The sequence below is a fragment of the uncultured Sutterella sp. genome (genome assembly GCF_937923675.1).
Classification (GTDB): domain Bacteria; phylum Pseudomonadota; class Gammaproteobacteria; order Burkholderiales; family Burkholderiaceae_F; genus Sutterella.
In genome coordinates, this window is the sequence record NZ_CALDXB010000031.1 from 25,827 (window position 1) to 48,056 (window position 22,230).

General features: G+C 57.2%; 20 protein-coding genes. 6 read left to right on the top strand and 14 right to left on the bottom strand.

Annotation, left to right across the window (positions count from 1 at the left end):
* Window positions 1-106: 106 nt before the first annotated feature.
* Window positions 107-769: a hypothetical protein gene (locus tag Q0106_RS04380; RefSeq protein ID WP_297609374.1), complete on the bottom strand. Its 663-nt coding sequence runs from the start codon at window positions 767-769 to the stop codon at window positions 107-109.
* A gap of 95 nt (window positions 770-864) precedes the next feature.
* Here Q0106_RS04380 and Q0106_RS04385 point away from each other — a divergent pair, with 95 nt between their 5' ends.
* On the top strand, window positions 865-1,053 hold the full coding sequence (locus Q0106_RS04385) for a hypothetical protein (RefSeq protein WP_297609377.1): 189 nt from the start codon (window positions 865-867) through the stop codon (window positions 1,051-1,053).
* A 738-nt stretch (window positions 1,054-1,791) separates the two neighbouring features.
* On the opposite strand, the gene Q0106_RS04390 is transcribed toward Q0106_RS04385, so the two are convergent.
* The 3 genes from Q0106_RS04390 to Q0106_RS04400 are packed head-to-tail and all read right to left on the bottom strand — an operon-like array spanning window position 1,792 to window position 4,120.
* Window positions 1,792-2,664 carry a transporter substrate-binding domain-containing protein gene (locus Q0106_RS04390; RefSeq protein ID WP_297609380.1) on the bottom strand — a complete coding sequence of 291 codons (873 nt, stop codon included), beginning with the start codon at window positions 2,662-2,664 and terminating at the stop codon, window positions 1,792-1,794.
* Between the two features lie 11 nt (window positions 2,665-2,675).
* Window positions 2,676-3,431 carry an amino acid ABC transporter ATP-binding protein gene (locus Q0106_RS04395; RefSeq protein ID WP_297609383.1) on the bottom strand — a complete coding sequence of 252 codons (756 nt, stop codon included), beginning with the start codon at window positions 3,429-3,431 and terminating at the stop codon, window positions 2,676-2,678.
* A 20-nt stretch (window positions 3,432-3,451) separates the two neighbouring features.
* The gene (locus Q0106_RS04400) at window positions 3,452-4,120 is read right to left on the bottom strand and encodes an amino acid ABC transporter permease (RefSeq protein ID WP_297609388.1); all 669 of its coding nucleotides are present in this window, start codon (window positions 4,118-4,120) and stop codon (window positions 3,452-3,454) included.
* A 188-nt stretch (window positions 4,121-4,308) separates the two neighbouring features.
* Between Q0106_RS04400 and Q0106_RS04405 the strand changes: the two genes are divergently transcribed.
* Together Q0106_RS04405 and Q0106_RS04410 are read left to right on the top strand one after the other, a co-directional pair.
* Window positions 4,309-4,644 (top strand): DUF805 domain-containing protein, encoded by a 336-nt coding sequence (locus tag Q0106_RS04405; RefSeq protein ID WP_297609392.1) that lies wholly within the window; start codon window positions 4,309-4,311, stop codon window positions 4,642-4,644.
* Window positions 4,645-4,659: 15 nt separating this feature from the next.
* Window positions 4,660-4,803, top strand: a complete 144-nt coding sequence (locus Q0106_RS04410; RefSeq protein ID WP_297609395.1) for a hypothetical protein — start codon at window positions 4,660-4,662, stop codon at window positions 4,801-4,803.
* On the opposite strand, the gene Q0106_RS04415 is transcribed toward Q0106_RS04410, so the two are convergent.
* The 5 genes from Q0106_RS04415 to Q0106_RS04435 all read right to left on the bottom strand — a co-directional run bounded on the left by Q0106_RS04415 (window position 4,800) and on the right by Q0106_RS04435 (window position 10,688).
* The gene (locus Q0106_RS04415) at window positions 4,800-6,581 is read right to left on the bottom strand and encodes an AAA family ATPase (protein WP_297609398.1); all 1,782 of its coding nucleotides are present in this window, start codon (window positions 6,579-6,581) and stop codon (window positions 4,800-4,802) included. The two genes, Q0106_RS04410 and Q0106_RS04415, sit on opposite strands and share 4 nt — an antisense overlap.
* Before the next feature lie 377 nt (window positions 6,582-6,958).
* Window positions 6,959-7,945: a DUF362 domain-containing protein gene (locus Q0106_RS04420; RefSeq protein ID WP_297609400.1), complete on the bottom strand. Its 987-nt coding sequence runs from the start codon at window positions 7,943-7,945 to the stop codon at window positions 6,959-6,961.
* 141 nt (window positions 7,946-8,086) lie between these two features.
* The gene (locus Q0106_RS04425) at window positions 8,087-8,965 is read right to left on the bottom strand and encodes a formate/nitrite transporter family protein (RefSeq protein WP_297609403.1); all 879 of its coding nucleotides are present in this window, start codon (window positions 8,963-8,965) and stop codon (window positions 8,087-8,089) included.
* A 301-nt stretch (window positions 8,966-9,266) separates the two neighbouring features.
* Window positions 9,267-10,145, bottom strand: a complete 879-nt coding sequence (locus Q0106_RS04430; RefSeq protein WP_297609406.1) for a DUF362 domain-containing protein — start codon at window positions 10,143-10,145, stop codon at window positions 9,267-9,269.
* 117 nt (window positions 10,146-10,262) lie between these two features.
* Window positions 10,263-10,688: a cupin domain-containing protein gene (locus tag Q0106_RS04435; protein ID WP_297609408.1), complete on the bottom strand. Its 426-nt coding sequence runs from the start codon at window positions 10,686-10,688 to the stop codon at window positions 10,263-10,265.
* Window positions 10,689-11,091: 403 nt separating this feature from the next.
* Between Q0106_RS04435 and Q0106_RS04440 the strand changes: the two genes are divergently transcribed.
* The gene (locus tag Q0106_RS04440; RefSeq protein WP_297609410.1) at window positions 11,092-11,319 is read left to right on the top strand and encodes a type II toxin-antitoxin system Phd/YefM family antitoxin; all 228 of its coding nucleotides are present in this window, start codon (window positions 11,092-11,094) and stop codon (window positions 11,317-11,319) included.
* A 221-nt stretch (window positions 11,320-11,540) separates the two neighbouring features.
* Window positions 11,541-13,427 (top strand): molecular chaperone HtpG, encoded by a 1,887-nt coding sequence (gene htpG, locus Q0106_RS04445; protein ID WP_297609413.1) that lies wholly within the window; start codon window positions 11,541-11,543, stop codon window positions 13,425-13,427.
* A 192-nt stretch (window positions 13,428-13,619) separates the two neighbouring features.
* Here the strand turns inward: htpG and Q0106_RS04450 are convergent, their stop codons facing one another.
* Both Q0106_RS04450 and Q0106_RS04455 read right to left on the bottom strand, forming a co-directional pair.
* Window positions 13,620-14,150, bottom strand: coding sequence for an AAA family ATPase (locus Q0106_RS04450; protein WP_297609416.1), 531 nt, complete (start codon window positions 14,148-14,150; stop codon window positions 13,620-13,622).
* A 96-nt stretch (window positions 14,151-14,246) separates the two neighbouring features.
* Entirely contained in the window at window positions 14,247-14,930 is a 684-nt protein-coding gene (locus tag Q0106_RS04455; protein ID WP_297609418.1) for a hypothetical protein, read from the bottom strand.
* A 302-nt stretch (window positions 14,931-15,232) separates the two neighbouring features.
* Between Q0106_RS04455 and Q0106_RS04460 the strand changes: the two genes are divergently transcribed.
* Window positions 15,233-16,183, top strand: coding sequence for a transporter (locus tag Q0106_RS04460; RefSeq protein WP_297609421.1), 951 nt, complete (start codon window positions 15,233-15,235; stop codon window positions 16,181-16,183).
* A 106-nt stretch (window positions 16,184-16,289) separates the two neighbouring features.
* Here the strand turns inward: Q0106_RS04460 and Q0106_RS04465 are convergent, their stop codons facing one another.
* From Q0106_RS04465 to Q0106_RS04475, 3 genes are all read right to left on the bottom strand, one after another.
* On the bottom strand, window positions 16,290-16,901 hold the full coding sequence (locus Q0106_RS04465) for a DMSO/selenate family reductase complex B subunit (protein ID WP_297609424.1): 612 nt from the start codon (window positions 16,899-16,901) through the stop codon (window positions 16,290-16,292).
* Between the two features lie 21 nt (window positions 16,902-16,922).
* Window positions 16,923-19,304 carry a DMSO/selenate family reductase complex A subunit gene (locus Q0106_RS04470; RefSeq protein WP_297609426.1) on the bottom strand — a complete coding sequence of 794 codons (2,382 nt, stop codon included), beginning with the start codon at window positions 19,302-19,304 and terminating at the stop codon, window positions 16,923-16,925.
* A gap of 254 nt (window positions 19,305-19,558) precedes the next feature.
* Window positions 19,559-21,838, bottom strand: a complete 2,280-nt coding sequence (locus tag Q0106_RS04475) for an AAA family ATPase (RefSeq protein WP_297609429.1) — start codon at window positions 21,836-21,838, stop codon at window positions 19,559-19,561.
* Window positions 21,839-22,230 lie beyond the last annotated feature (392 nt).

Here is a 22,230-nt window from a genome sequence, read left to right on the forward strand (position 1 = left end):
CCGAAAAAGGCGCAAAGTTTGAGGTCAATTTCTATTGGACATCACCGGACCAGCGAGGCGCATATTGCCTCCGGTCCGGCTTTTTTTTGGACCTCTTTCCCTCTTCTCAGAAGGATTTGACGTAGAGCCAGCTCTTGAAATCCTCGTTCTCGTCGATCTTCCAGGGGATTTCGCCCTCCCGTCTCCAGCCGTTTCTCGTATAGATCGCGGTCACGCAGTCGTTGTCGGTGAAGAGCACGGCTTCACGTGCGCCCTTTTGCTGCGCTTCCGACTCAAAGAGCCTGAGGAGCGCTCCGGCGCAGCCCCGTCTTCTCGCGATCGGGTGTGCGATCAGGAAGACGAGTTCCGGCCGGTCTTCCATTGAGCCGCCGGCCCTCGCGACATAGTCGGCGAGCATTTTCCGGTTGACTGAATGGAGCTTCTCCTCGAACCCGAGGCAGGATCGGCCGAGCTCCGTTTTCTTCTGGAGCGCTGCGAGCGATTGATGACGCTCCCGGAGGCCAGTGAGATCCGCGTCAGGAGCAGCAGGCTCGGCCTTCGGATCAAGCCGGGCGCACATGAGCGCCGCGGGACGGCCGTCGGGGAGTTCCGCCACACGGATCAAGTCCGACTTGAGGAGGTTCCCTATCACGTAGACGAAGGCATGCCGCATTCTTTCGGGGCGCTCCGGGTCGGGAGAAAGCTCCCAGCCCCAGGTTTTGTCGTAGGCGTCTGCGAAGGTGTCGAGGTCGGAAAGCTGGAAAGGTCTCAGGCGGATCGGGGAAAGCATGGGGACTCTATGGCTAAAACTGATATTTTCTCACAGCAATTGATTCGGCTTCTGTCTCCGCGTTCCGGTCTGATCCGGCTCATCAGGATGAGCTGATGCTGGAAGATCTGACAGCCATCTCCGGAGCCATCATGCCCGGCTACCCGAACATGAGGAGGCATGCGCTGACGTTTTCAACTGATTCCTCTCAGCTTTGCAACGTCAATCTCAGCGGAGATCTGATTCGCTTAGGAGAAATCGCCTTGCATGCACGCGCATGCATATTCAATCGCAATCGAACATAACGTCATGACGCGATTGCCGAAACTCTCGCTGCTGTCGGCAAAATCAGACGATCCGCAGTCCTGAATGGAGGCAGGAACGGGCGAGGGATTTAGGCGTTCGGAGTTCGTCGAATCGCGGCATTTCCATCTTGGGTTGCCGTTGATTTCGAAACCCTAAAAACTGAGGGCCACACCGCTTCCAACAGTGAGGCCCTCTGGAGGCTAGGGATGACCTGTAAGAAATACCCTAGTGACGCTAGAGTAGCAAAACCGAAGCGCCGCAGCAAGCAACGCAGGAGGAAAACAAAACACCAAACAAATCAACGATCTACGTTGAAGTATGTGTGCACAAAATTCTCTCCGCGCTGGCGCTTCTGATACTTATCCTGGCGTCCGTGTTTTAGTCTTTGACCGCCGGAGGCCTTGGAAACCTTCGGCGAGCACGGCTCCGTTACTAAGGATATCAAGCGATTCGCGAATCGTGATCCGAAATCCCCGGCGCCTTCATCCCGTCATCTTCCGGTACTTGCAGAAGCAGGTTCCTCAGCGCATCGTCGGTCCCGCGATACTCTGCCGCATGAAAGAAGAGTTCTCGTGAATGAACTTCGGCATCCTTGGCGGGAGCTTGCAGCCCATTCATTTCTGCAACAATTCCCAATACGAATTCAAAACCACGCGTACCTGCAAAACTAAAACCGCCCGGAAGCCATTAAGCTCACGGGCGGTTTTCAGAAGCGATTATGCGTGCTTCAAGCGCGATCAGCGCTGCGTCAGATCTCCGCCAAAGAATTGTTTGGAGAGGTTCCCGAGCTCACCGGACTTCCTCATCCCTTCAATGATCTCGTCGAGCTTCGCCTTCATGGAAGCGGAGTCCTCGCCCGGCTTCATCGGGATCGCCACCGGGATCACGTCCGGGTCGACGGCGGCAATCTTGATCTGCGCATCCGGGTGCGCGCGCATGTAGTCGTGGTAGGTAACCTCAGCGTTGAGCGTCGCATCGATGCGGCCCGAGAGCAGAAGCTCGAAAGTCTGGTTGAGGTCGTCGACGCCCGTCACCTTTGCGCCGTGCGCCTCTGCGATTTCAGCGTAGGTGCTCGAAATCGTGTTGGCCGTGGTGAGGCCCTTCAGGTCGTCAAGCGTCTTCACCTTGTCGGAATCCGTCTTCGTCATGACGACGGTGCGGTTGAATGCATAGGGTTCGGTGAAGAGGAAGGCCTTCGAGCGCTCGGGCGTCACGTCGACGCCGTTGATCATGATGTCGAAGCGCCCCGCGCTGATGCCGGCGAGAAGCCCGTCCCACTTGCCTTCAATGAAGACCGCCTTGACGCCCAACTTCGCGGCAATCTGGCGGCCTAGCTCAACGTCGAAGCCCGTGAGCGCATTCTTTTCATCGTGATAGGTCCAGGGGGCCCAGGTGCCTTCCGTGGCAATAGTGATTTCGCCCTTCTTCATGACCCGCGCGAGAAGATCATCCTCCGCGGCAGGAGCGCCAGCAGCCGGAGCGGCATTGGTCTGAGCGGAAGGGGTCGGCTCCGACTTTTCACTGCACCCCGAAAGCATGAGGGCGCCAGCGGCAAAGGCGGCGGCGATGACGGCGCGCCGGGAGGTTCTGCTGATGAAAGTTGTCGTCATTTCTTAAAGTCCTATGAATGGTCGCTGCCGAAGCCGCGGAGGAACTCTTCCGTCCTCGGCTCCTTCGGAGCAGTAAAGAAGATTTCCGTCGGGGCTTCCTCAACGATGACGCCGCCCTCGAGGAGGGCCGTGCGGGTCGAAACCTTTCTCGCAAAGGCAAGGTCGTGCGTCACGATGATCATCGTTCGGCCTTCGCCCGCGAGGATTTTGAGAAGTCCCTCGATTTCCTTGATGCGTTCGGGATCGAGCGCTGAGGTGGGTTCGTCAAGAAGAATGAGATCCGGATCAGGCGCGAGCGCCCGGGCAATGGCAACACGCTGCTGCTGGCCGCCCGAAAGCTCGCTCGGGTACTTCCCGGCATGGTCCTTCATGCCGACCTTTTCGAGAAGCGCCATGCCGCGCTCCACAGCCTCGCGCTTCGGCATCCCGTGGGCCATGATGAGGCCCTCGGTAACGTTCTCGAGCGCCGTTTTGTTGAGGAAGAGATTGAAGTTCTGAAAGACGAAGGACGTGCGCTTCCGGTATTCCCGGATGTCGTGAGGCTTCGCATGGGCGAGCTCGATCCGTTTGTCCTTAAAGGTCATGACGCCCCCGTCGGGGCGGTCGAGGAAGTCGATGGAGCGCAGAAGCGTCGTCTTCCCTGCCCCGCTCGGGCCGATGAGCGCAAAGACATCGCGTTCCTTGAGCTCAAACGTGACGCTTTTCAATACTTCCGCGTCGCCGAACGCTTTCCTTAAATTCTCAATCCGATAGAAGGTTTCAGCCATTTTCCTTCACCTCCTCTCAATCAGCGGCGGCCGTAGAAGCGGAGCTTCTCTTCGCCCGCACGCTGAATGCGCGTGAGAACGGTGCAGAAAAGCAGATAAATGAGGCCCACCTCGATGTAGAGAACGAGGGGCTCGTAAGTGCGCGCCACAATGCGCTGCGTCGTCATGAACATTTCCGTCACGGTGATGTTCGCGGCAAGGCTCGTATCCTTCACCATGGCAATGAGCGAATTGCCGAGGGTCGGGAAGGCCGTGCGCATGGCCTGAGGCAGAATAATTCGCCGCACGACCTGAAGCCACGACATGCCGGTCGAGAGGCCGGCCTCGAGCTGCCCCGCCGGGACGCTCTCCAAAGCCGCACGGATCGTTTCCGCGCAGTACGCGCCTTCGTTGATCGAGAAGACGATGATCGCAGCCGTCCATGGGTTGATGAGGATCCCGGCGTGCGGGAGCCCGTAGAAGACGACGAAGAGCTGTACAAGCAAAGGCGTGCCGCGGATCACCCAGATGTAGAAGCGCGTGATGGGCGTAAGTATCGGAATGCCGCGGTACTGGATGAGCGCCACCGCAATGGAAATCACCATCGCAAGCGCAAAGCTCACGGCCGTGAGCGGGATCGTCACCGTTAGGCCGGGGAGCAGAATCTTCCAGAAGGAATCGATAACGAGACTGATGACGTCTTGAGACATGGAGAATGCGCGCTCTGACTGCTTGGGAAATTGATTTTGCCTGAGACTTTCATTCTTCTACGTTCTGCGCTTCTCTGTCAGCAGAAAGCTCTCGAAGAACTGCCTTTTTCTATTAGAAAGCCTCGTCCGAAAGCATAGAATAGAAAGTTCCCCGATTGAGCATCCGGAAAGAGGAAGGAGGCTAACAAATGTTTTCGCTCAAGGGCCGCATCGGCCGCAAGGAATTTCTGATCCGCATGGTGCTCCTCATCATCGCGAGCCTCATCCTCAACTTCATTTCGAGCTGGTTCTGGGGAAATAGTCCAATGGCCCCGGATCACGGACTTCACCACGGCGGGTCGCTGGCAGCCCTCCTCGTTCTCATTGCCGCGCTCGGCGTCACCTGGTGCACGATCTGCGCAGCTGCTGCGCGCCTGAGAGACATCGGGCGGTCCGCCTGGTGGGCGGTTCTCCTCTTCGTGCCCGTTCTCGGCTTTATTGAGCTCATCGTCCTCGCGGTTGCGCGCGGGAGCAGCAGGACTTAAGTTCAGGATGACGGCGTGTCGCTGCCGCGTGAACCTGGCCTTGAAATTCGAGCTGACTTCGGAAACCCTGGTTTCATAGCTTTGCAGGAAACCGGTCTCATCCAAAAGCAAGGAATCCGCGCGCTGGATGCAGCACAAGGACGGCTTGGTTTTGACTAAATTTCGTAGAGCTTCCCGCCGACTACAGCACACCTCTTCCCGCAGAAGGCGATGCCGTACGCGTAGTACTTCCTGCATCGCAGCCAGCGAAGGCACGCGGCGTAGTCTTTCTCGTCAATCTGCTTCAAGACATTGTCGACGGCGTCAGGAAGGCCTTCCGGTCGGGATGCGCGCTTGATTTCGATCACTATGCCGATGCGTTCCGTTCCGTAGCCGGATGAGAAGACGATGTCGGCATAACCGTCTTCCAATTCAGAGTTCGATCGGAAATCGTTGATTCGGGTGCCGGCGCAGGCGAAAAGCGCGGAGAGAAGGCTATGGCAGTAGTTCTCTGCAGGTGGTCTTGTCCCCTCATCCCGCACGGAAACATAATTCCTCAGGAGCGGTTCAAGCACTTTAGCCATGCCCGGAGCATCTCCACTGACTGCAGCTTCAGCAAGCTCCACGCCGTGAGCGGCGAAGGAACTATTCTCGCCGGAGAACCGCGCCTGAACGCGGCTTCGGAAAGCATGCCGAATTTCTTCATTCGGGATTCGGAGCAGATATTTTTTGTATCCGACAGGCTTCGCAATGGTGAGGTAGCCGGTGAAGAGGAAAAGCGTCCAGAAATCCTCAGACTTATGGCGACTGATGTCGGAATAGTTGAGCTCTTCCGTGATTTCAAGTTCAATATTTCCGCCGTCAATCAGCGTCTGCATCCGTTCCGCGTCTTTCTCGGTGAAGAATCCGAGGAACTCATCAATGACGTCGTTGCTGCTCGTACCAATCCAATAATTGTCGGGTTCAAATTTCAGGGGATTGGTACTTTTCAGGGCGCACTGACAAAAGTTGAGCACATCCCACGGACAGTAGATCTTATCGGGGCCGAAGCGATAACCGTCATACCAATGGTTGACAGCCTGCTTTCGAGAGGACAACCCGTAGTAATCGAGGAAAGCGCGTACCTCAGGCTCGGTAAAGCCCATTGAGGCGGAGAGGCTGACATTCTCGGAGCAGATGGTGTTGATGGAGATGTTGTTTATGCCCGTAAATATGCTTTCCTTGCTGACGCGAAGGCACCCTGTAAGAACGGCTTTTTTGAGGAAAGGTCGGTCATAAATTTCAAAGTCGGCCTCGGGCTTCAGAACAGCGAAAAAGGCGCTGATGAAATCGCGCATGGAGCTCTTGTAGCCGCGAGATGCAGCCTTTGCGAGCGGAACATCGTATTCGTCCAGAAAGAGCATTGCCGGACGATCAAAGTGCTTCGCAAGAAAGGTCAGCATGTTTTTCAAAAAGTCGGCGGCAATGTCGATATTCGCGAGATCCCTCATCACGTCGATCGACTGGTATTTCCGGAGCAAGGCTTTGTCGTCATCATGTAGTCGAGGACTATCGAGCAAGTAGGCATGAAGCTTCGCAGAGACTACGATTGTCGAAGCAAAAACTCGATACGCAGCTTCAAATGTCGCGCCTTCAACGGCTTTCAGTGAAAGGAAGAGAACGGGCACCTGGCCCATGTATTCGCGGCAAAAATCCTGGTCTTCAGCGACTTTCAAGCCCTTGAAGAGCCTTTCCTGCTTTGCCGCATTCCCCGGGTTTGCCGGATCGATTGCAAGAAAGAGGCGAAGCGAGTCCATAAAGAGCGTTTTGCCGAACCGCCGCGGACGCGTGATCACATCAACCAAGCTGCCGGACTCAATCAACGGCTTGAAGCAAGCGGTTTTATCGACGTAAAAGCAGTTGTCTTCAATAAGCGTGATGAAGGACGAGTTTCCAACGGCAATTGTTTTCTTCGGCACGGCACATCCTCTATCGTTCGGTTCTCTCGAACACTTCAGTCTATCATTCATGCCGGATGAGCAAATCCGAGCGACATACGGGTGCTGCCGGTCTGCTTGTGCGAGATTGTTCTACCAATGACTTTGAGTCGTGCGACCTCAGGGATATGCGACCATATGCCGCAAACTACGATGAACAGCATGCTCTTCAAGGCAAGCGGCGCTGATTCGAGTGATGAGAGGCCGTAGAGACGGCTTGACGTTAAGGCGAATGCTCCGCGCGCTGCGCCTGGAATGCATCCGCCTTTACTAGATGATGTCGCTGGAGACTGTCTAAGCGACTTTCGCCGGCATTATCCCGGGGTTGGAATAATGCCGCTTGACGGAATCGACCTCTTTCAGGAGACCTGGATGAGGTCGTACTTGTCGCTGCCCATGCCGAGCTCCTTCATGTAAGTAAGCTGCCTCAGGCCATGGCGCGTTTCAATGCGCTGAACGAGGTCGTGACGCTGATTCTCGGGGCGCGCATAAACGAGATCCACCGACGCCTGATCGATCGCGAGAATATCGGTCGAGGCGAGAATGCCGATATCCGGAATCGTGGGTTCCGCGGCGCTTCTGCCCGCGCAGTCGCAGTCAACCGACATGCGGCGCATCACGTTGATGAAGACGATCTTCTTCCCGAAATGGTCGCAGACCGCCTTCGCGGACTCCGCCATCGTTTCCATCAGCATTTCCTTACCCGGCCACTGATCCCAGGGGAGATTGACGTCCGAGACCGCATGGACCTGCTGCTTGCCGATCCGGCCGTCGGCGCAGCCGATGGCGATGTTCTTCATGGAGCCGCCGAAGCCGCCCATGGTATGGCCCTTGAAGTGCGTGAGAACCACCATCGAGTCGTAATTGACGATGTGGCCGCCCATGGAGACTTCCTTGAAGTGCTTTCCGCCCTTGACGGGAAGGTTCACTGTGCCTTCCGAATCCATGATGTCGACCGGGCAGAAGGTCCAGCCGTTCACCTTGAGCGTCTCGAGATGGTCCTTCGTCGTGTAGCGGTCGCCGTGATAGAGCGTGTTCGTTTCGACAATGGTGGAATTCGGGATCCGCGCCTGGAAGGCCTGAACCATGTCGCGCGGAAGAATGTTGGGGCCGTGCCGTTCGCCCGTATGAAGCTTGATCGCGACCTTGCCGGAAATGTCACCCTTCACGAGGTCGTAAAGCTTATTGAGGTGCTCGGCGTCGATTACGGGCGAAAAATAAACCTTTGCGCGTTCCTCAGGCTTCGCTTCGCCGGAAGCCTCTGCGGCCAAAGCCGCCGGACCCGCCGCCGCGGCGAGCGCAGCTGCGCCCGCGCGCTGGAGGAACGCCTTTCGAGTCATGGACATGTCGATTCTCCCAATTGCTGTTCAGAAGGCTCTGCCCGCGCGGAATGCTTAAAGCGCGCGGCGCCGCCCTTCATCTCAATTTTGAGAGTTGCGGTCTCCCCGGAATTGCTTCTTTTCAGCAGATTCCTGCCAATTTCTATCTCATTCGTCCTTTTGAGCGGTCTTCTCCTTTAGGCGTCCGAGGGCGTTCAGCTCCCGCCAGTGGATGAGGCAGTAGAAGCCCGCCACGAAGACGAAGCCGCCCACGAAGTTGCCGATCGTCACGGGAAGGAGGTTTCCGAGAAGGACGTCCTCAAGACCGAAGTGAATGCGCGGAACATCGGCAAGCGCCAGATAGCGCGGATCCGTGCCCACAAACCATGCGGCCGGGATGAAGAACATGTTGGCGATGCAGTGCTCGAACCCGATTGCCGCAAAGGCCATGGTCGGACCCCAGAGCGCGCAGATCTTGCCGAAGGTGTCCTTTGCGGCAGAAGCCGCGTAGATTGCGAGGCAGACGAGCCAGTTGCAGCCGACGCCGCGCCAGAAGGCTTCCCAGGGGTCGAGCGAAGTCTTCGCGTTCGCGAGCTTCACGACGAAGCTTCCCCAGGGCATGGTGCCGTTCGTCATTTCAAAGAGGATCCCGCCCTCCTTCACGAGCGCCCAGGCGATGAAGACGGCGCCGAGGAAGTTCCCGAAATAGGAGAGGCACCCGGAGCGCGTCGCGCGCCACCAGCTGATGCGGGAGTTGAAGCGAGCGGCCGAAAGCGAGAGACAGTTCCCGGTAAAGAGATCCGCGCCGCAGAGCACAACGAGAAGAAGCCCCGTCGGGAAGACCATGCCGAAGACGAGCTTCTGCAGGCTCCCCCAGACTTCAGGCGGCATCGCGCCGCTCACGCGCACCGCAAAAAGGCCGCCGAGGCCAATGTAGGCGCCCGCGAGAAACGCGAGGCAGAGCGTGGCAACGATTGTCTGATGGGTGCGCGCGGCACCGCTTGAAACAACGGATTGCAGTATCGCGGCTGCAGGGGAAATCGCCATGACAGGAACTCCGGGGAAAAAGGAGGTTTAGGGACGGACTGAAGAATAACCGGTCTTATGCGGGAAAACCCTTAATTTCTTCCTCTGCACCTCATTTATTGAGTCTATCGTCTCGACGCGATTGCCTCTTTCCTATCGGCGTCAAACTGCAGTCGCAGCTTCTTCAAGCAAGAAAAAAAGCCCTGAGGCATCGCCGGCGGGTATGTTTGCCGCAAATGCTCTCAGGGCTTCCGATCGCACAGGCTCCTGCAGCGCAGGTCGAACCTATGGAACGGGCTTTTTCATGAGACGTGGAAGGAGATCAATCCACCGTGATGAGCTCGTACTCGTTGCTGCCCATGCCGAGTTCCTTCATGTAGGTGAGCTGATGGAGCCCGTGGCGGGATTCAATGCGCTCGACGAGGTCATGGCGCTCCGCCGCCGGGCGGGCATAGACCATATCGATCGACGCCTGGTCGACCGCGAGAATGTCGGTCGAGGCAACGATGCCGATGTCGCCGATCGTGGGTTCGGCGGCCGAAAGCCCTGCGCAGTCGCAGTCAACCGACATGCGGCGCATCACGTTGATGAAGACGATCTTCTTCCCGAAATGGTCGCAGACCGCCTTCGCGGACTCCGCCATCGTTTCCATCAGCATTTCCTTACCCGGCCACTGATCCCAGGGGAGATTGACGTCCGAGACCGCATGGACCTGCTGCTTGCCGATCCGGCCGTCGGCGCAGCCGATGGCGATGTTCTTCATGGAGCCGCCGAAGCCGCCCATGGCGTGACCCTTGAAGTGCGTGAGGACCACCATCGAGTCGTAGTTGACGATGTGGCCGCCCATGGAAACTTCCTTGAAGTGCTTGCCGCCCCTGACGGGGAGGTTCACGGTGCCCTCCGAATCCATGATGTCCACCGGGCAGAAGGTCCAGCCGTTCACCTTGAGGGTCTCCAGGTGGTCTTCCGTCGTGTAGCGGTCGCCGTGATAGAGCGTATTCGTTTCAACGATCGTCGAATTCGGAATCCTCGCCTGGAAGGCCTTAACCATCTCGCGCGGCAGAATGTTGGGACCGTGGCGCTCGCCCGTATGAAGCTTGATCGCGACCTTGCCGGAAATGTTTTCCTTCACGAGGTCGTAGAGCTTGTTGAGGTGCTCGGCGTCGATCACGGGCGAGAAATAAACCTTCGACTTTGCCATATTGCGAAATCTCCCTGAGGTTTGGAGCGGGCAATGAATCTGCCCGCAGACTGCATCTTTCTATGTTGCTCTCCGCAAGTACGAAGATGGATCCCGGGACTTCCCGGAGAAATGCCGTCAGAGCGCGAGATAGGCCTTTTCGTCGACGGGCTCGCACCATTCATTCGAAGCGCCTTCGGCGGGAACTTCAATCGCGATGTGCGCAAACCACGAATCCTTCGCCGCGCCGTGCCAGTGCTTCACCTCGGGCGGAATGTCGACCACGTCGCCGGCTTCAAGCGCCCGGGCGGGCTTTCCCTCTTCCTGATACCAGCCGCGGCCGGCCGTGACGAGAAGAATCTGGCCGCCCTTGTGGTGAATGTGCCAGTTGTTGCGGCAGCCGGGTTCAAAGGTGACGTTCGCGACGACAAGACGGTCTTTGGTGAGGAGCTTGAGCCAGCTCTTTCCCACAAAGAACTTTGCATACGCCGTGTTCGGGTCTCCCGCCGGGAAAAGGCTCAGGCCTTCGGGCGGAACGGACGTTGATGCTGCGGATTCAGTCATGATGGTTTGCCTCAATACGGGGTGCCTGGAAAATTCGAAGCTTCCCTCTCGCTGGAAGCTTCCGATGGAGCCATTCTCCTCCTGATCCCTTGCGTCTTTCTTCGCCGATTTCATCAGAGGCTTGCTCATTTGCATCAGGTTGGGCCTCTTCTGTACCCGGATGGTGCGCTTCTTTCAATCCATGCACTGGCTTGAGGCAGTACTAACCCCTATTCTGCTAGGGCTAAGCTCCTACTCCCCGTGCCTTTCGGCAGAAAACCGTAAACTAGAGAAATCAAAGCGATATCAGAGAGAATGGAGCGTGCTAACGTTTACGGCAATGAGAGCGCAGCAATAAAGCGCTCCGATACGCACGAATTGAAGATGAACCGCCACCATGGGTTCTTCTTGTGGAGAGTTCCAAATGCAGATTTGTTCCGCCGCACGCCTTGAAAAAGACTATTCCGCTGTTGCCGCTCAGTGCGCCCGCACTGGCGAAGCGCAGGTTCTTGCTGAAAACGGCCGCGCCGATCTCGTCGTGATGGATGCGAAGACCTATCAGCGCCTCGCTGAAAAAGCGGCCAGCGCGGGTTCGAAGAGCCTCGCCTCCGACCGCATCGCCCTCGAAATGGGCGTGGTCGCTGCGGGCTGATCCGCCGCACGAGATTCTGAGCGAAGCTTTTCTTCAGAGCAAAGTCCCGGATGGAGATGCACCTCCTTCCGGGACTTTCTTTATGTCCGTTTGCGGCTCCTGAGAGCTCAGCAGCCCCTCCACTTGAAAACCGCGCTTCAGCCCCCATATAGGCTTCATCGGCATTCTGCTTTCGGGCAGGATGCGTCAGACCTTTATCAGATTTCGGAGAAAAAGTCGAAATGGCTGCTGAAACTCATGTTTTCCAGACCAAGGTGAGCAAGCTCCTCAAGCTCCTCGCCAATTCCCTTTATTCGAATAAGGAAGTGTTCCTGCGCGAGCTCGTCTCGAACGCCTCCGACGCCATCGACAAGCTCCGCTTCGCGGCAATTGCGAAGCCCGAGCTCCTCGGCAGCGACCCCGTCTTCTCGATCCGCATCAGCGCCGACAAGGAAGCCGGCACACTCACCGTTTCCGACAACGGCATCGGCATGACGCTCGAGGAAGCGAACGAACACCTCGGCACCATCGCGCAGTCGGGCACCGAAGACTTCCTCGAGCACCTCTCCGCCGATGAAGCGAAGAACGCGCAGCAGATCGGTCAGTTCGGCGTGGGCTTTTATTCGAGCTTCATCGTTGCCGACCGCGTGACCGTGGTTTCCCGCGCCGCGACCGCCGGCGAAAACGAAGCCGTGCGCTGGGAGTCGGACGGCTCGGGCACCTTCACGTCTGAGCTCACCACCCGCGCCTCCCGCGGCACCGACGTGATCCTGCACCTGCGCGACGAGGACAAGAATTTCCTCGATCCCTGGACGCTTCGCGAAACGATCACGAAGTATTCGGACCATATCTCGACGCCGGTTTATCTCCTCGAAGAGAAGCCCGCCGAGGAAGGCAAGGCTCCCGAAAAGGACTGGGTGCAGGTGAACGACGCGAAGGCCCTCTGGACGCTGCCTCCCAAGGAAGTGACGGACGACCAGTACAAGGAGTTCTACAAGCACCTTACGCACGACTGGGAGGATCCCCTCTGCTGGGCGCACAACCGCGTTGAAGGCGACCTCGAATACACGTCGCTCCTCTACTGCCCGTCGGTCGCCCCGTACGACCTCTACAACCGCGACCTTCAGAAGGGCCTGAAGCTCTTTGTCGAACGCGTCTTCATCATGGACCGCGCGGATGCGTTCCTGCCCAACTACCTGAGGTTCATCAAGGGGCTCGTCGACACGAACGATCTTCCGCTCAACGTTTCCCGCGAACTTCTTCAGGAAAGCCGCGTAGCCGCGAAGCTGAAGAAAGCCCTTACCCGCCGCGCGCTCGACATGTTCGCGAAGCTCGCCGACGACAAGGAAAAGTACGGCGTCTTCTGGACGCAGTTCGGCCGTGTGCTGAAGGAAGGCATCGTTGAGGATCCGGACAACAAGAAGGCCATTCTCGGGCTTCTGAGATTCGCGACCACGAAGGCCGGGGCTTCCGACATCACGGTGTCCCTTGCCGACTACGTGAGCCGCATGCCCGAAGGCCAGAAGAACATCTACTACGTCATCTCGAACACCCCGGAAGCCGCTGAAGGCTCGCCCTATCTCGAGGGTCTCAAAAAGAAGGGCGTCGAAGTCCTTCTCCTCTGGGAGCGCATCGACGAGTGGATGATGGGTGCTCTGACCGAATTCGACGGCCACAAGTTCATCCCGGCCACCGCCGCCGACCTTGAGCTCGAGGGCGTGAAGGCGAAGACCGATGATGCGGAGAAGCCTTCCGAAACTTCGAAGGAAGACGACGACAAGGCCGTTGCCCGCTTCAAGGCCGCGCTCGGCGAAAAGGTTGCGGATGTCCGCGTGTCCGACCGCCTCGTCGACTCGGCCGCCTGCGTGGTCGGCCAGCACGACCAGATGCTCACCGAACAGATGCGCCGCATGCTCGAGGCTGCGGGGCAGACGGTTCCGGAAGAAAAGTACACGCTCGAAGTCAATCTCGAGAGCCCGCTCGTGAAGAAGGCGCTCGCTGAAAATGATCCGTCCCGCTTCTCCGAATGGGCGGACGTCATTCTTGATCAGGCGCTCCTTTCCGAACAGGGGTCGCTGAAGGACCCGGCAGGGTTCGTGAAGCGCCTCAATGCGCTGCTTCTCTCGTGATGCAGGGTTTTGAATCCTGAGTTTTTCTCAGAAGGCATGCCGCTCTTTTCAGGGCAGCATGCCTTTTTTATAGATTGAATCAGCGTCTCAGAAGAGAATTGTTAATAAAAATCAATCCCTGAAAAATAACTGTTGCTCTGCAACATCAAATTGATTTTTTTGATTGGCTTATGAACCACAATTCTGTTTTTCTTATTCGAAAATTGCATGAAGCGCGATGACTGCCTCAGCATCGAGAGTGACTCGAGTAGATCCATTAAGCTGATCCTCCAGTACATTCAATCGCCTTCTTGCAGCATTTGCATTCCCGGAATCAGCATATTCCTTAATTACATCAACTGCGTCCATGACTTCTGGCGATTGGCTTGGTACATTTAAAATGTTTTCCATAATTTCACTTACATTAAGTCCATAGGACTGTACTGGCCGGAGAACTTTACCATTCACGAGCAAATTAACATTAGCCGGATCCACTTCTCCAAGCATCACGGGAGAGTTTGAGGCAGCAATAAATTGAATCTTCGGGAAAGCTGTTCTTAGTCCTTTAAGCATTTTGCGCTGCCAGTCAGAATGCAGATGTGCCTCCGGTTCATCAATCAGAATGATTCCCTCCGTCATCACCGCCTCATCCGGCCGGAGCTGCGGATTGAGAACGCACATTCTGCGCAGGATATCTGCAAAAAGCAGAATAACCGAGCGCTCCCCATCGCTCAGCATCGTCATGGGGATCTGAGAAATTCCTGATCCTCCTCCGATCAATATGATTTTTCTGGAAATCATAATAGAACCTATTTCAGGATCCCAGCAGACATCCAGGATTTACGGAAAAGCAGCATTCAGCATCCGATTCAGAACCCGCCGTTCGTCAGATTGATGAATATTTCGTGAAGAATCCCCTTCCCTCAATTCTAATTCATTCCGTAAAGATGCCGTTTCTCTGATCCATGATAAGGTTCTTTCGCAGGAATCATTATTACCTGCATCACTCCAGTTTTGATATGCGGAATTTCTCTTTTCCTTTGTAATCATCGATGAATGTTCAGTTGAATCCCAGTCGAACTCCATGAATCCGGATGACCGGTAGAATGAAAATATCGGCAGATCCTTTCCAGATGCTCTACCAATAATGTCCGCTAAACCCGGATCTTCAATCACTGTATCTTCTTCGCCTGATTCATTGACAATTCTTTTTAATTGAAAGCATTTACCCGATCCGTCTATTTCCATAACGCACCGGATGATACGGCCAACAGTTGGTCGATCACTTCCATCCGTACTATTCAGAATTTCAGCAGAGTCCGTTTTTGCATCTTTCTTAATGAAGAGCTCGCCCGATAGCGCAAAGTTATCCGCGAGGACCTGTAGCCCGGATGCAATGGTCTCAAGAAGATAAGTTTTTCCTTCTCCATTCATGCCTGAAATGATGTTGAATCCTCCGGAGAGCTTTAATTTACGGTAAGGAGCTTCTTTTTCATTTCTGAGTTCTATCGTTCTGATCAGCATGGCGTCTCTTCCGGAATACGGATCCATCCATTTAATTTACTCTTGAGTTTAACCGCAAAAGGATTGCTCCCTTTCACAGATCCTCAATTCGACTATTACTGCTGCGCGCGGAGCTGACGCTCCGCCCCTTCCGAACGAACTTTCATCCGGGATCGCAGACCGAACCTTGAATGCCCGGCTCGGGCACGCGCACCGCGGCGCATGAACCGGATTCAACAGCCAAAGAATCGCCGGCTTCTGATATTCGTCATTGCTCCTCCCCCCGCGGGAGGAGGTGAAAAACATTGGGAAGACGGAAAATAATGCGTTTCCCCAAACTCATCATTGCGGCTTTTCCCATGGACGAAAATTTCGCCAAGGTTCTCGCCTTCGTTGTCTTCATTGCCCTCGGCTGGGGCCTGAGGCGCTTCAACATTCTGAAGCCCGAGGCCTTTCACGCCATCAGCGCGCTCGTCATGTGCGTGACGCTTCCCTGCGTCACGATGACGGGACTGAACGGCTTCAAGCTTTCCGCCGACTACGCCGTCATTGCCGCCATCGGCTTTCTCGCCAACGTGCTCTTTCTCATCATCGCCATTTTCCTCACCCTCGGAACGAAGAACATTGAGGAGAGAGACTTCCGGCGCTTGAACCTCACGGGCTTCTCGGTAGGCCCCTTTGCAGTCCCCTACGTGCAGGCATTCCTCTCGCCCGCGAGCCTCTTGACCGCCCTCGTCTTCGACCTCGGGAACGCCTTCATGGCAGCTGGCGGCACCTATGCGGCCATCTCCGGTATGAGGGAGAAGACGTCGCCCGCGAAAATGATCGGCGTCGTCTTCAAGAAGCTCGCAACTTCAGGCCCCATCATTGCCTTCGTCTTCATGCTCGTTCTCTGCCTCCTGAGCCTCAGGCTCCCCGACGCCGTGATTACCTGCACCAAGATTGGCGCCGCCGCCAACACCTTCCTCTGCATGGTGATGATCGGCGAGGCGCTCAACCTGTCGCTCACCTTCCGGGAGTTCCTCGATCTTCTCAAGATTCTCGCGATGCGCTTCGTGCTTCAGGCGCTTCTTGCCTTCGCGCTTTTCGAGCTCCTTCCCTTCGACCTCGAGGTCCGGCGAGCTCTGGTGCTCGTCTGCTTTGCGCCGGTTCCCGCGATGAACCTCATCTACACGAACCTTCTGAAAGGCGATCTCTCAAAGGCCGCCAACCTGAATACGCTTTCCGTCTTCGTGGCGATCCTCTCGATGTCGGCCGTGATCTACATTATTTGACGGAATTCCGTATCCGCCAAAAAGGAATCCCCGAATGCTTTTCACCGGCATCCGGGGATTTTTTTGCGTGCTGAGATCCTCGAGCGTCTCAGTCAGCTATTGCGTCTTAGAAACGGTGGACGCTCGCGCCCTCAAAGCCCGAAGGCTTCGCGGAAGCGCAGGGCTTGATCACGAGGCTCGGCTTCGTGACCGACGCATCAGCGAGAGGCGCAATGCTCCCGAGCGTTCCGTGCTTCTTTCGGAGCTCCTCGATGTCGCCGAATTCGATCGCGCGTTCGGGGCAGCTTTCGACGCAGACGGGATTGAGTCCCTTCGTCGTGCGGTCGAGACACCCGTCGCACTTTGTCATCTTGCGCTTCTTCGTGTTGAGCTGCGGCACGCCGTAAGGACAGGCCTTCGCGCAGAGTCCGCAGCCGATGCACTTCGATTCGTCGATGACGACGAGACCGTCCTCGGCGCGCTTCATATGGGCCTTGGTCGGGCACACCTTGACGCACGCCGGGTCAGCGCATTCGTTGCAGCCGATGGAAACGTAATAGGCGAAGACGTCCTGACGCCAGGCGCCGTTCCTGTCTTCCTTCCAGCTCCCGCCCTCCACTTCGAGAACACGGCGGAAGTCGATTCCGGGAGGCGTCCCGTTCTTGTCGGCGCACGCGACGGAACACGTGCGGCAGCCCGTGCAGCGGGAGACGTCAATGTAGAAGCCTTTCTGTGTCATTTTCTTAATCTCCTCTCTTCATCAGGCCTTGCGGACGTCGACAAGAATGTTGTGCTGGGCGTTGCCCTTGCCGTAAGGACTCGGACGGTGCGCCGTCAGCGTGTTGATGCAGCCGCCGACGTCAACCCGGCGGCCGTCGATCATCTGCGGGTCGTACCAGGCGCCCTGGGGCATCGTGACGACGCCCGGCATGATGCGCGGCGTAACGCGCACGGGGAGCCGGACAATGCCGCGATCGTTGAAGATCTCAACCGTGTCGCCGTCCTCTATCCCGCGCTTCCCGGCGTCGACCGGATTCATGTAGAGCGCATCCGGGTGGAGGCTCCTCAGCTTCGGGAGATTATGGAAAGTGGAATGAATGCGGCCGTGACCGTGGAAACCGAAGCACTGGAGGGGATACTTCTTCTGAAGCGAATCGCCCGGCATATCCCAGGTGCGCCAGAATTTCGGAATCGCATTGATGCGGTCGCCTTCGGCGAGCACCCAGTCGGCGGTTTCCTTCGCGAGCTGCTCGGAATAGATCTCGATCCTGCCCGTGGGGGTCTTGAGCGGATGCGATGCCGGGTCCTTTCTGAAGGCTTCGAGCGCAATCGGGTCCTTGCGGTAGTGCCAGACCTTGGCAAGCCCGGCCTTCCAGAATTCCTCAAAGGTCGGGAGTTCGGGCGCCTTCTTCCGCGTTTCCTCGTAGCACCAGCGCACCCATTCCTCCTGCGTGCGGCCTTCGGTAAATTCCTTCTCGAGCCCGAGTTCGCGCGCGATCAGGCGGCAGATTTCATAGGAAGACTTCTGCTCGTATTCGGGTTCGCAGGCCTTCTGGATGGCGAGCATTTCCGCGACGTCGCCGTGGCTGCCGCCCTGGCAGGCCATGTCGTTCGTTTCGGGCCCGAGCGTATCGGGAAGCAGAATGTCGGCATAGCGGCAGGAAGGCGTCATCATGTTGTCGCAGACGACGAGGAATTCGAGCTTCTTCTCGTCCGCAAGCACGTCGTGCGTCCAGTTGGCGTCGCCGTGCTGGTTGATCATCGTGTTGCCGCCCGAATTGATGATCATGCGGATATTCTGCGTGAGCTTCTCAGCGCCCTTAAGGGCATCAGTGCGGCGGGTCATTTCGCTGCCGCGAAGAATGGCATCCGTCCAGAGGTAGCAGGGAATCGACGCTTTGACGGGGTTCTTTCCGACCGGGAGGTACACCGCCGGGAAGGAGGTGTTTCCTTCATGCTCGCCCGAATTCGTGCCGGGGAGCCCGATCTGACCGAGGAGAATCGGCACCATGGCGATGGCGCGCGACGTATCCTCGCCGTTCGCCTGACGCTGCGGGCCCCAGCCCTGCGAGACGAAGAGCGGCTTCGTTTCTGCCATCTCCTTTGCGAGGCGGCGGATCACATCGGCAGGAATACCGGTAATGCCGCTCGCCCATTCCGGCGTTTTTTCGATCCGGTCGGGGCCGCGGCCCAGGATATGGGACTTGTAGTCGGCATTCTTAGGCGCAGATGCTGGGAGCGTCTTTTCGTCGTAGCCCACGCAGTACTTGTCGAGGAAAGCCTGATCGACCTGGTTCTTCGTGATCCACTCATAAGCGAGCGCCTCGACGAGCGCTGCATCGGTGCCCGGACGGATGGGAACCCATTCGTCGGCGCGCGTGGTCGCCGTATCGGTGAAGCAGGGGTCGATCACAATGATCTTCGGGCGCTTCTTCGAGAGCGCGAGATCGATCTGGTAGCCCTTGCCGCCGCCAGAGGGACGCGTGACGGAAGGGTTGTTGCCGAAGAGGACGTAGAGTTCGGCGTCCGCAATCACGCTCGGAAGCGACGCCGGACGGCCGCCGTAGGTGAGCGGGAAGGCGGCGGCGAGCTGCGCGTTCGAATAGGAGCCGTAGTACTTGAGGAACCCGCCCATGAGGTTCATGAGGCGCTGCCAGGCGCGGCGCGAGCTCACGATCGACTGCTGGCCGGAGCAATACTGCCAATAGATGGCTTCATTGCCGTAAGCGTCGCGGATCCGCTTCCATTCGGAGGCGATGGTCTTCACGGCCTCTTCCCAGGAAATGCGTTCGAACTTACCTTCGCCGCGCTTCCCGACGCGCTTCATCGGGTACTTAAGCCGATCGGGCGAATAGATGCGCTCGCGCATCGAGCGGCCGCGCTGGCAGGCGCGGATCTGACGCGGGGCATCAGCGTCGTCCGGGAGCGTGTTGTCGGTTTCAATGCGGATCACCTTCCCGGCTTTCGTGAAGCACCGCACCGGGCAGCGCTGGCCGCAGTTGATGACGCAGGCGCACCAGGAAAAGGATTCAATGTCTTCTGCCGCTGCCGCCACGGCGCTTGCGAGCGGCGTCATGGAGAGGCCGGCGAGCGCGAGCGTTGAGCGCAGGAGGTCTCTGCGAGAAATTCCTGTTTCAAGCATTTTGGGGTTCCTGAGACGGAGTTAGGGGAAATTCCTCCGGCGCGAACGGAACGCTTTGACGGTTCTCTCTTACGCGCCTGAGGCTTGTCGCTATTATCCCCGACTTCTACTCACAATGCGCTACTTCTTTGAGACTGACTCACGGAAACGCCTGTTGCAGAGATTAACTTGAGATAGTAATAATTCTCATTCGCCATACTTCCATTCGAAAACGCCGGTACCCGGGCGGGAACCGGCAAAAGGACCCCAATCACTCAGAATCCGATCCGGGGCTTCTTGCGACCTTCCGTCTTGAGAGCCGCATCGCTTTCGAGCCGGCTGAGAAATTCCTCAGCGCTTTGGATGGGACTGAAGGCGGATCCGCGTTCAATGGCCGCAAAGTCGCCGGGCGTGATGCAGTCGAGCGCCGAGAGGCGCGCCTCGAGGCCCTTCACGTCCTTCGCCCCAAGTCCGAGCGCAGCGAGATGACGCTCGAAGAGCCCGAGCCTTTGTTCGGGTCTCAGGAAGTCGAACTTCGCCTTGAGGTCGAACCTGCGAAGCGCCGCCCGGTCAATGTTCTCAAAAAGGTTGGTCGTGGCGCAGAAGATGCCGGGGAAGCTTTCCATCTGGGTGAGGAGCTCGTTTACCTGGGTGACTTCCCAGGAGCGCTGACTCAGTTCCCTGTCGCGCAGGAACGAATCCGCCTCGTCGATAAGAAGGAGCGCGCCCGCGCGCTTTGCCTCTTCAAAAGCCTCGCGAATCAGCGCTTCAGTACCGCCCACGAACATGTTGAGAAGGTCGCTCGCGCGTTTGGCGATGAGCGGCATGCCGAGCTCGCGGGCGAGCCAGCGCACGTATGCAGTTTTGCCGGTGCCCGGAGGTCCGTAGAGACAGAGGCGCCCTGCTCCGCAGCGCTTCAGTCCCTCGCAGATTTGACTGAGATTTGCAGTCGTATTGACGAAGCGGGTGTCGTAGAACACGGGGAGCGCGTCGACTTTTCCGGGCAATTTCCCGAGAGACTGCGCATCGAGCGTGGCGGAAAGAAGCGTTTCGCAGGCGGCGTCGCGATTCTTTTCCTCAACGAGCTTCAGGTCTCTGATCACGGAAGCCGTGCGCGAAATGACGGCGGGCGAAATTCTGTCGCTCATGGCGAGGCGATCAAGCATGCCGGCGCTGAGGAGCTCCCCGAAAGCCTTCCCGGCAATTTGACGACGCACCTTTTCGGGAGGCACGGGGACCTCAAGCAGGATGTCGAACCGGCGAATCAGCGCGGGATCCATTCCCATCAGCGAATTCGTGAGCCAGAACGTCGGAACAGGAGCGGTTTCGACGAGCTTATTGAGCTCTGCTTTATTCGTTCTCTTCAGACCGCCGAAGAGCGTGAAAACGGCGCCTTCATTGATGATGTCTTCGGATTCATCAATGACGAGAAGCGTATTTTCCGCGGTTCTATAGAGCTTTTCGGCGATATTCCAGCGCGATATGCGGGAGTGGGCCTTTTCCTCCTTTTCACGTTCGCGTAACGGCTCGATCTCATAGAGTCTTGCTCCGAGCGCGTCAGCCGCCGCTCGCACAAGCTCGGTTTTCCCGGTGCCCGGCGGCCCGTAGATGAGAATGTTGACGCCCTGCTTTCTGGTTTTCAAAACCTCCCCCAGATATGGAATCAAAAGCTCCCTGACGGCAGGAATGTGGCTGTAGTCATCAATCGCAAGGTTCGAAGGCGGCGTGCGGGAGATGCGCGTGCTGAAGAACGCTTCAGGCGAGATCCTCTCGTTCATGAGCCTCGTGCTTTCCTGATCATTGCCGAGAAGATCAAAGCGCATGTCGAGGCTGTCATCCGTCGCATCGCGAAGGGAAAGAAGCCCCGTACGCATGAGCGTTCCTTCCGAAGAAAAAAGCTGCTCGCTCATCTCTTTTCTGAAGGCAACAGAGAGCACTTCCGACAGAAGGCGGGCGCCGCCTGCAGCAAAGTTGAATTTGTAGAGAAACTCCTGGAGAGGCTGAAAAATGCGTACAAGGAGAAGAAATGCGAGCGCATTGCTTTCATCTTCCGTGAGACCGAATGCGTCTCTAAACGCCCGGATGTTGGACCGCAGGGGCTCGGGGAGTGCATTCTCTTTTCCGGCCGAATATTCAGCCTCCCGGGCATTCAGCTCGTCACGGAGACTTTGCGGGCAGACATCCGGCCTCTCAAAGCCTAATTTTTCTCTTACGGTTTTGAACCAGATTCCGCACGCTCTGTTGGGGCAGAAATCGGCCGAATTAAAGGCGCCATAGTTCATCTCCGACGAATGCTCGAGGCCGAGGCGCAGACACTCCTCAGGAGTCGTTCCTTCCTGCGGGTGCTTGACCGCCCACATGTACGCCTTGACTTCCGCCCGGAACGCCTTATTCCATGGATCATCCGTCATCACGTCGGTGATGTCGATTACCTCCCAGGCATCGCCTTCCACGTAAAGACGCGCCATCCAGAGTCTCGCGATAAATTCGACATCCTGACTTCCCGACTTTTTCCCGCAGCGCGTGAGCTTTCCCGGTTCCGAATGACTGAACATGTGTTTAATTCTCTTGGGGTTTTATTCTTATTACACAATGCGGGCAGAGAAAAATGCGTTTCCCTTTCCCGTGAGCACATAACGATTCTCAGCCCCGCTGCGTCAAAAAACGACCGACCAAAACACGATGCGCACTGCGCTTTGAAAGCCGCGGAAAAGCGCTTGACAGGAAACGCGAAGTTTTCCTGATCGCGCCCGATGAAGCGGACCCGGAAGATCCGCCGCCTCACTCGGGAATGGCTCCGGCAGAATCAACGCGCTTTTCACTTTCAAATTGGACTTTGAACCCAGCCTCTGAGTGCGCGTATCTGAAGGCCCTTTGACAGCGCAGGTGCCGGAGGTGCTCCGCGACTGCAGGTGGTTCGCGAGCCTTAGACTTCATGCGGTCTCTC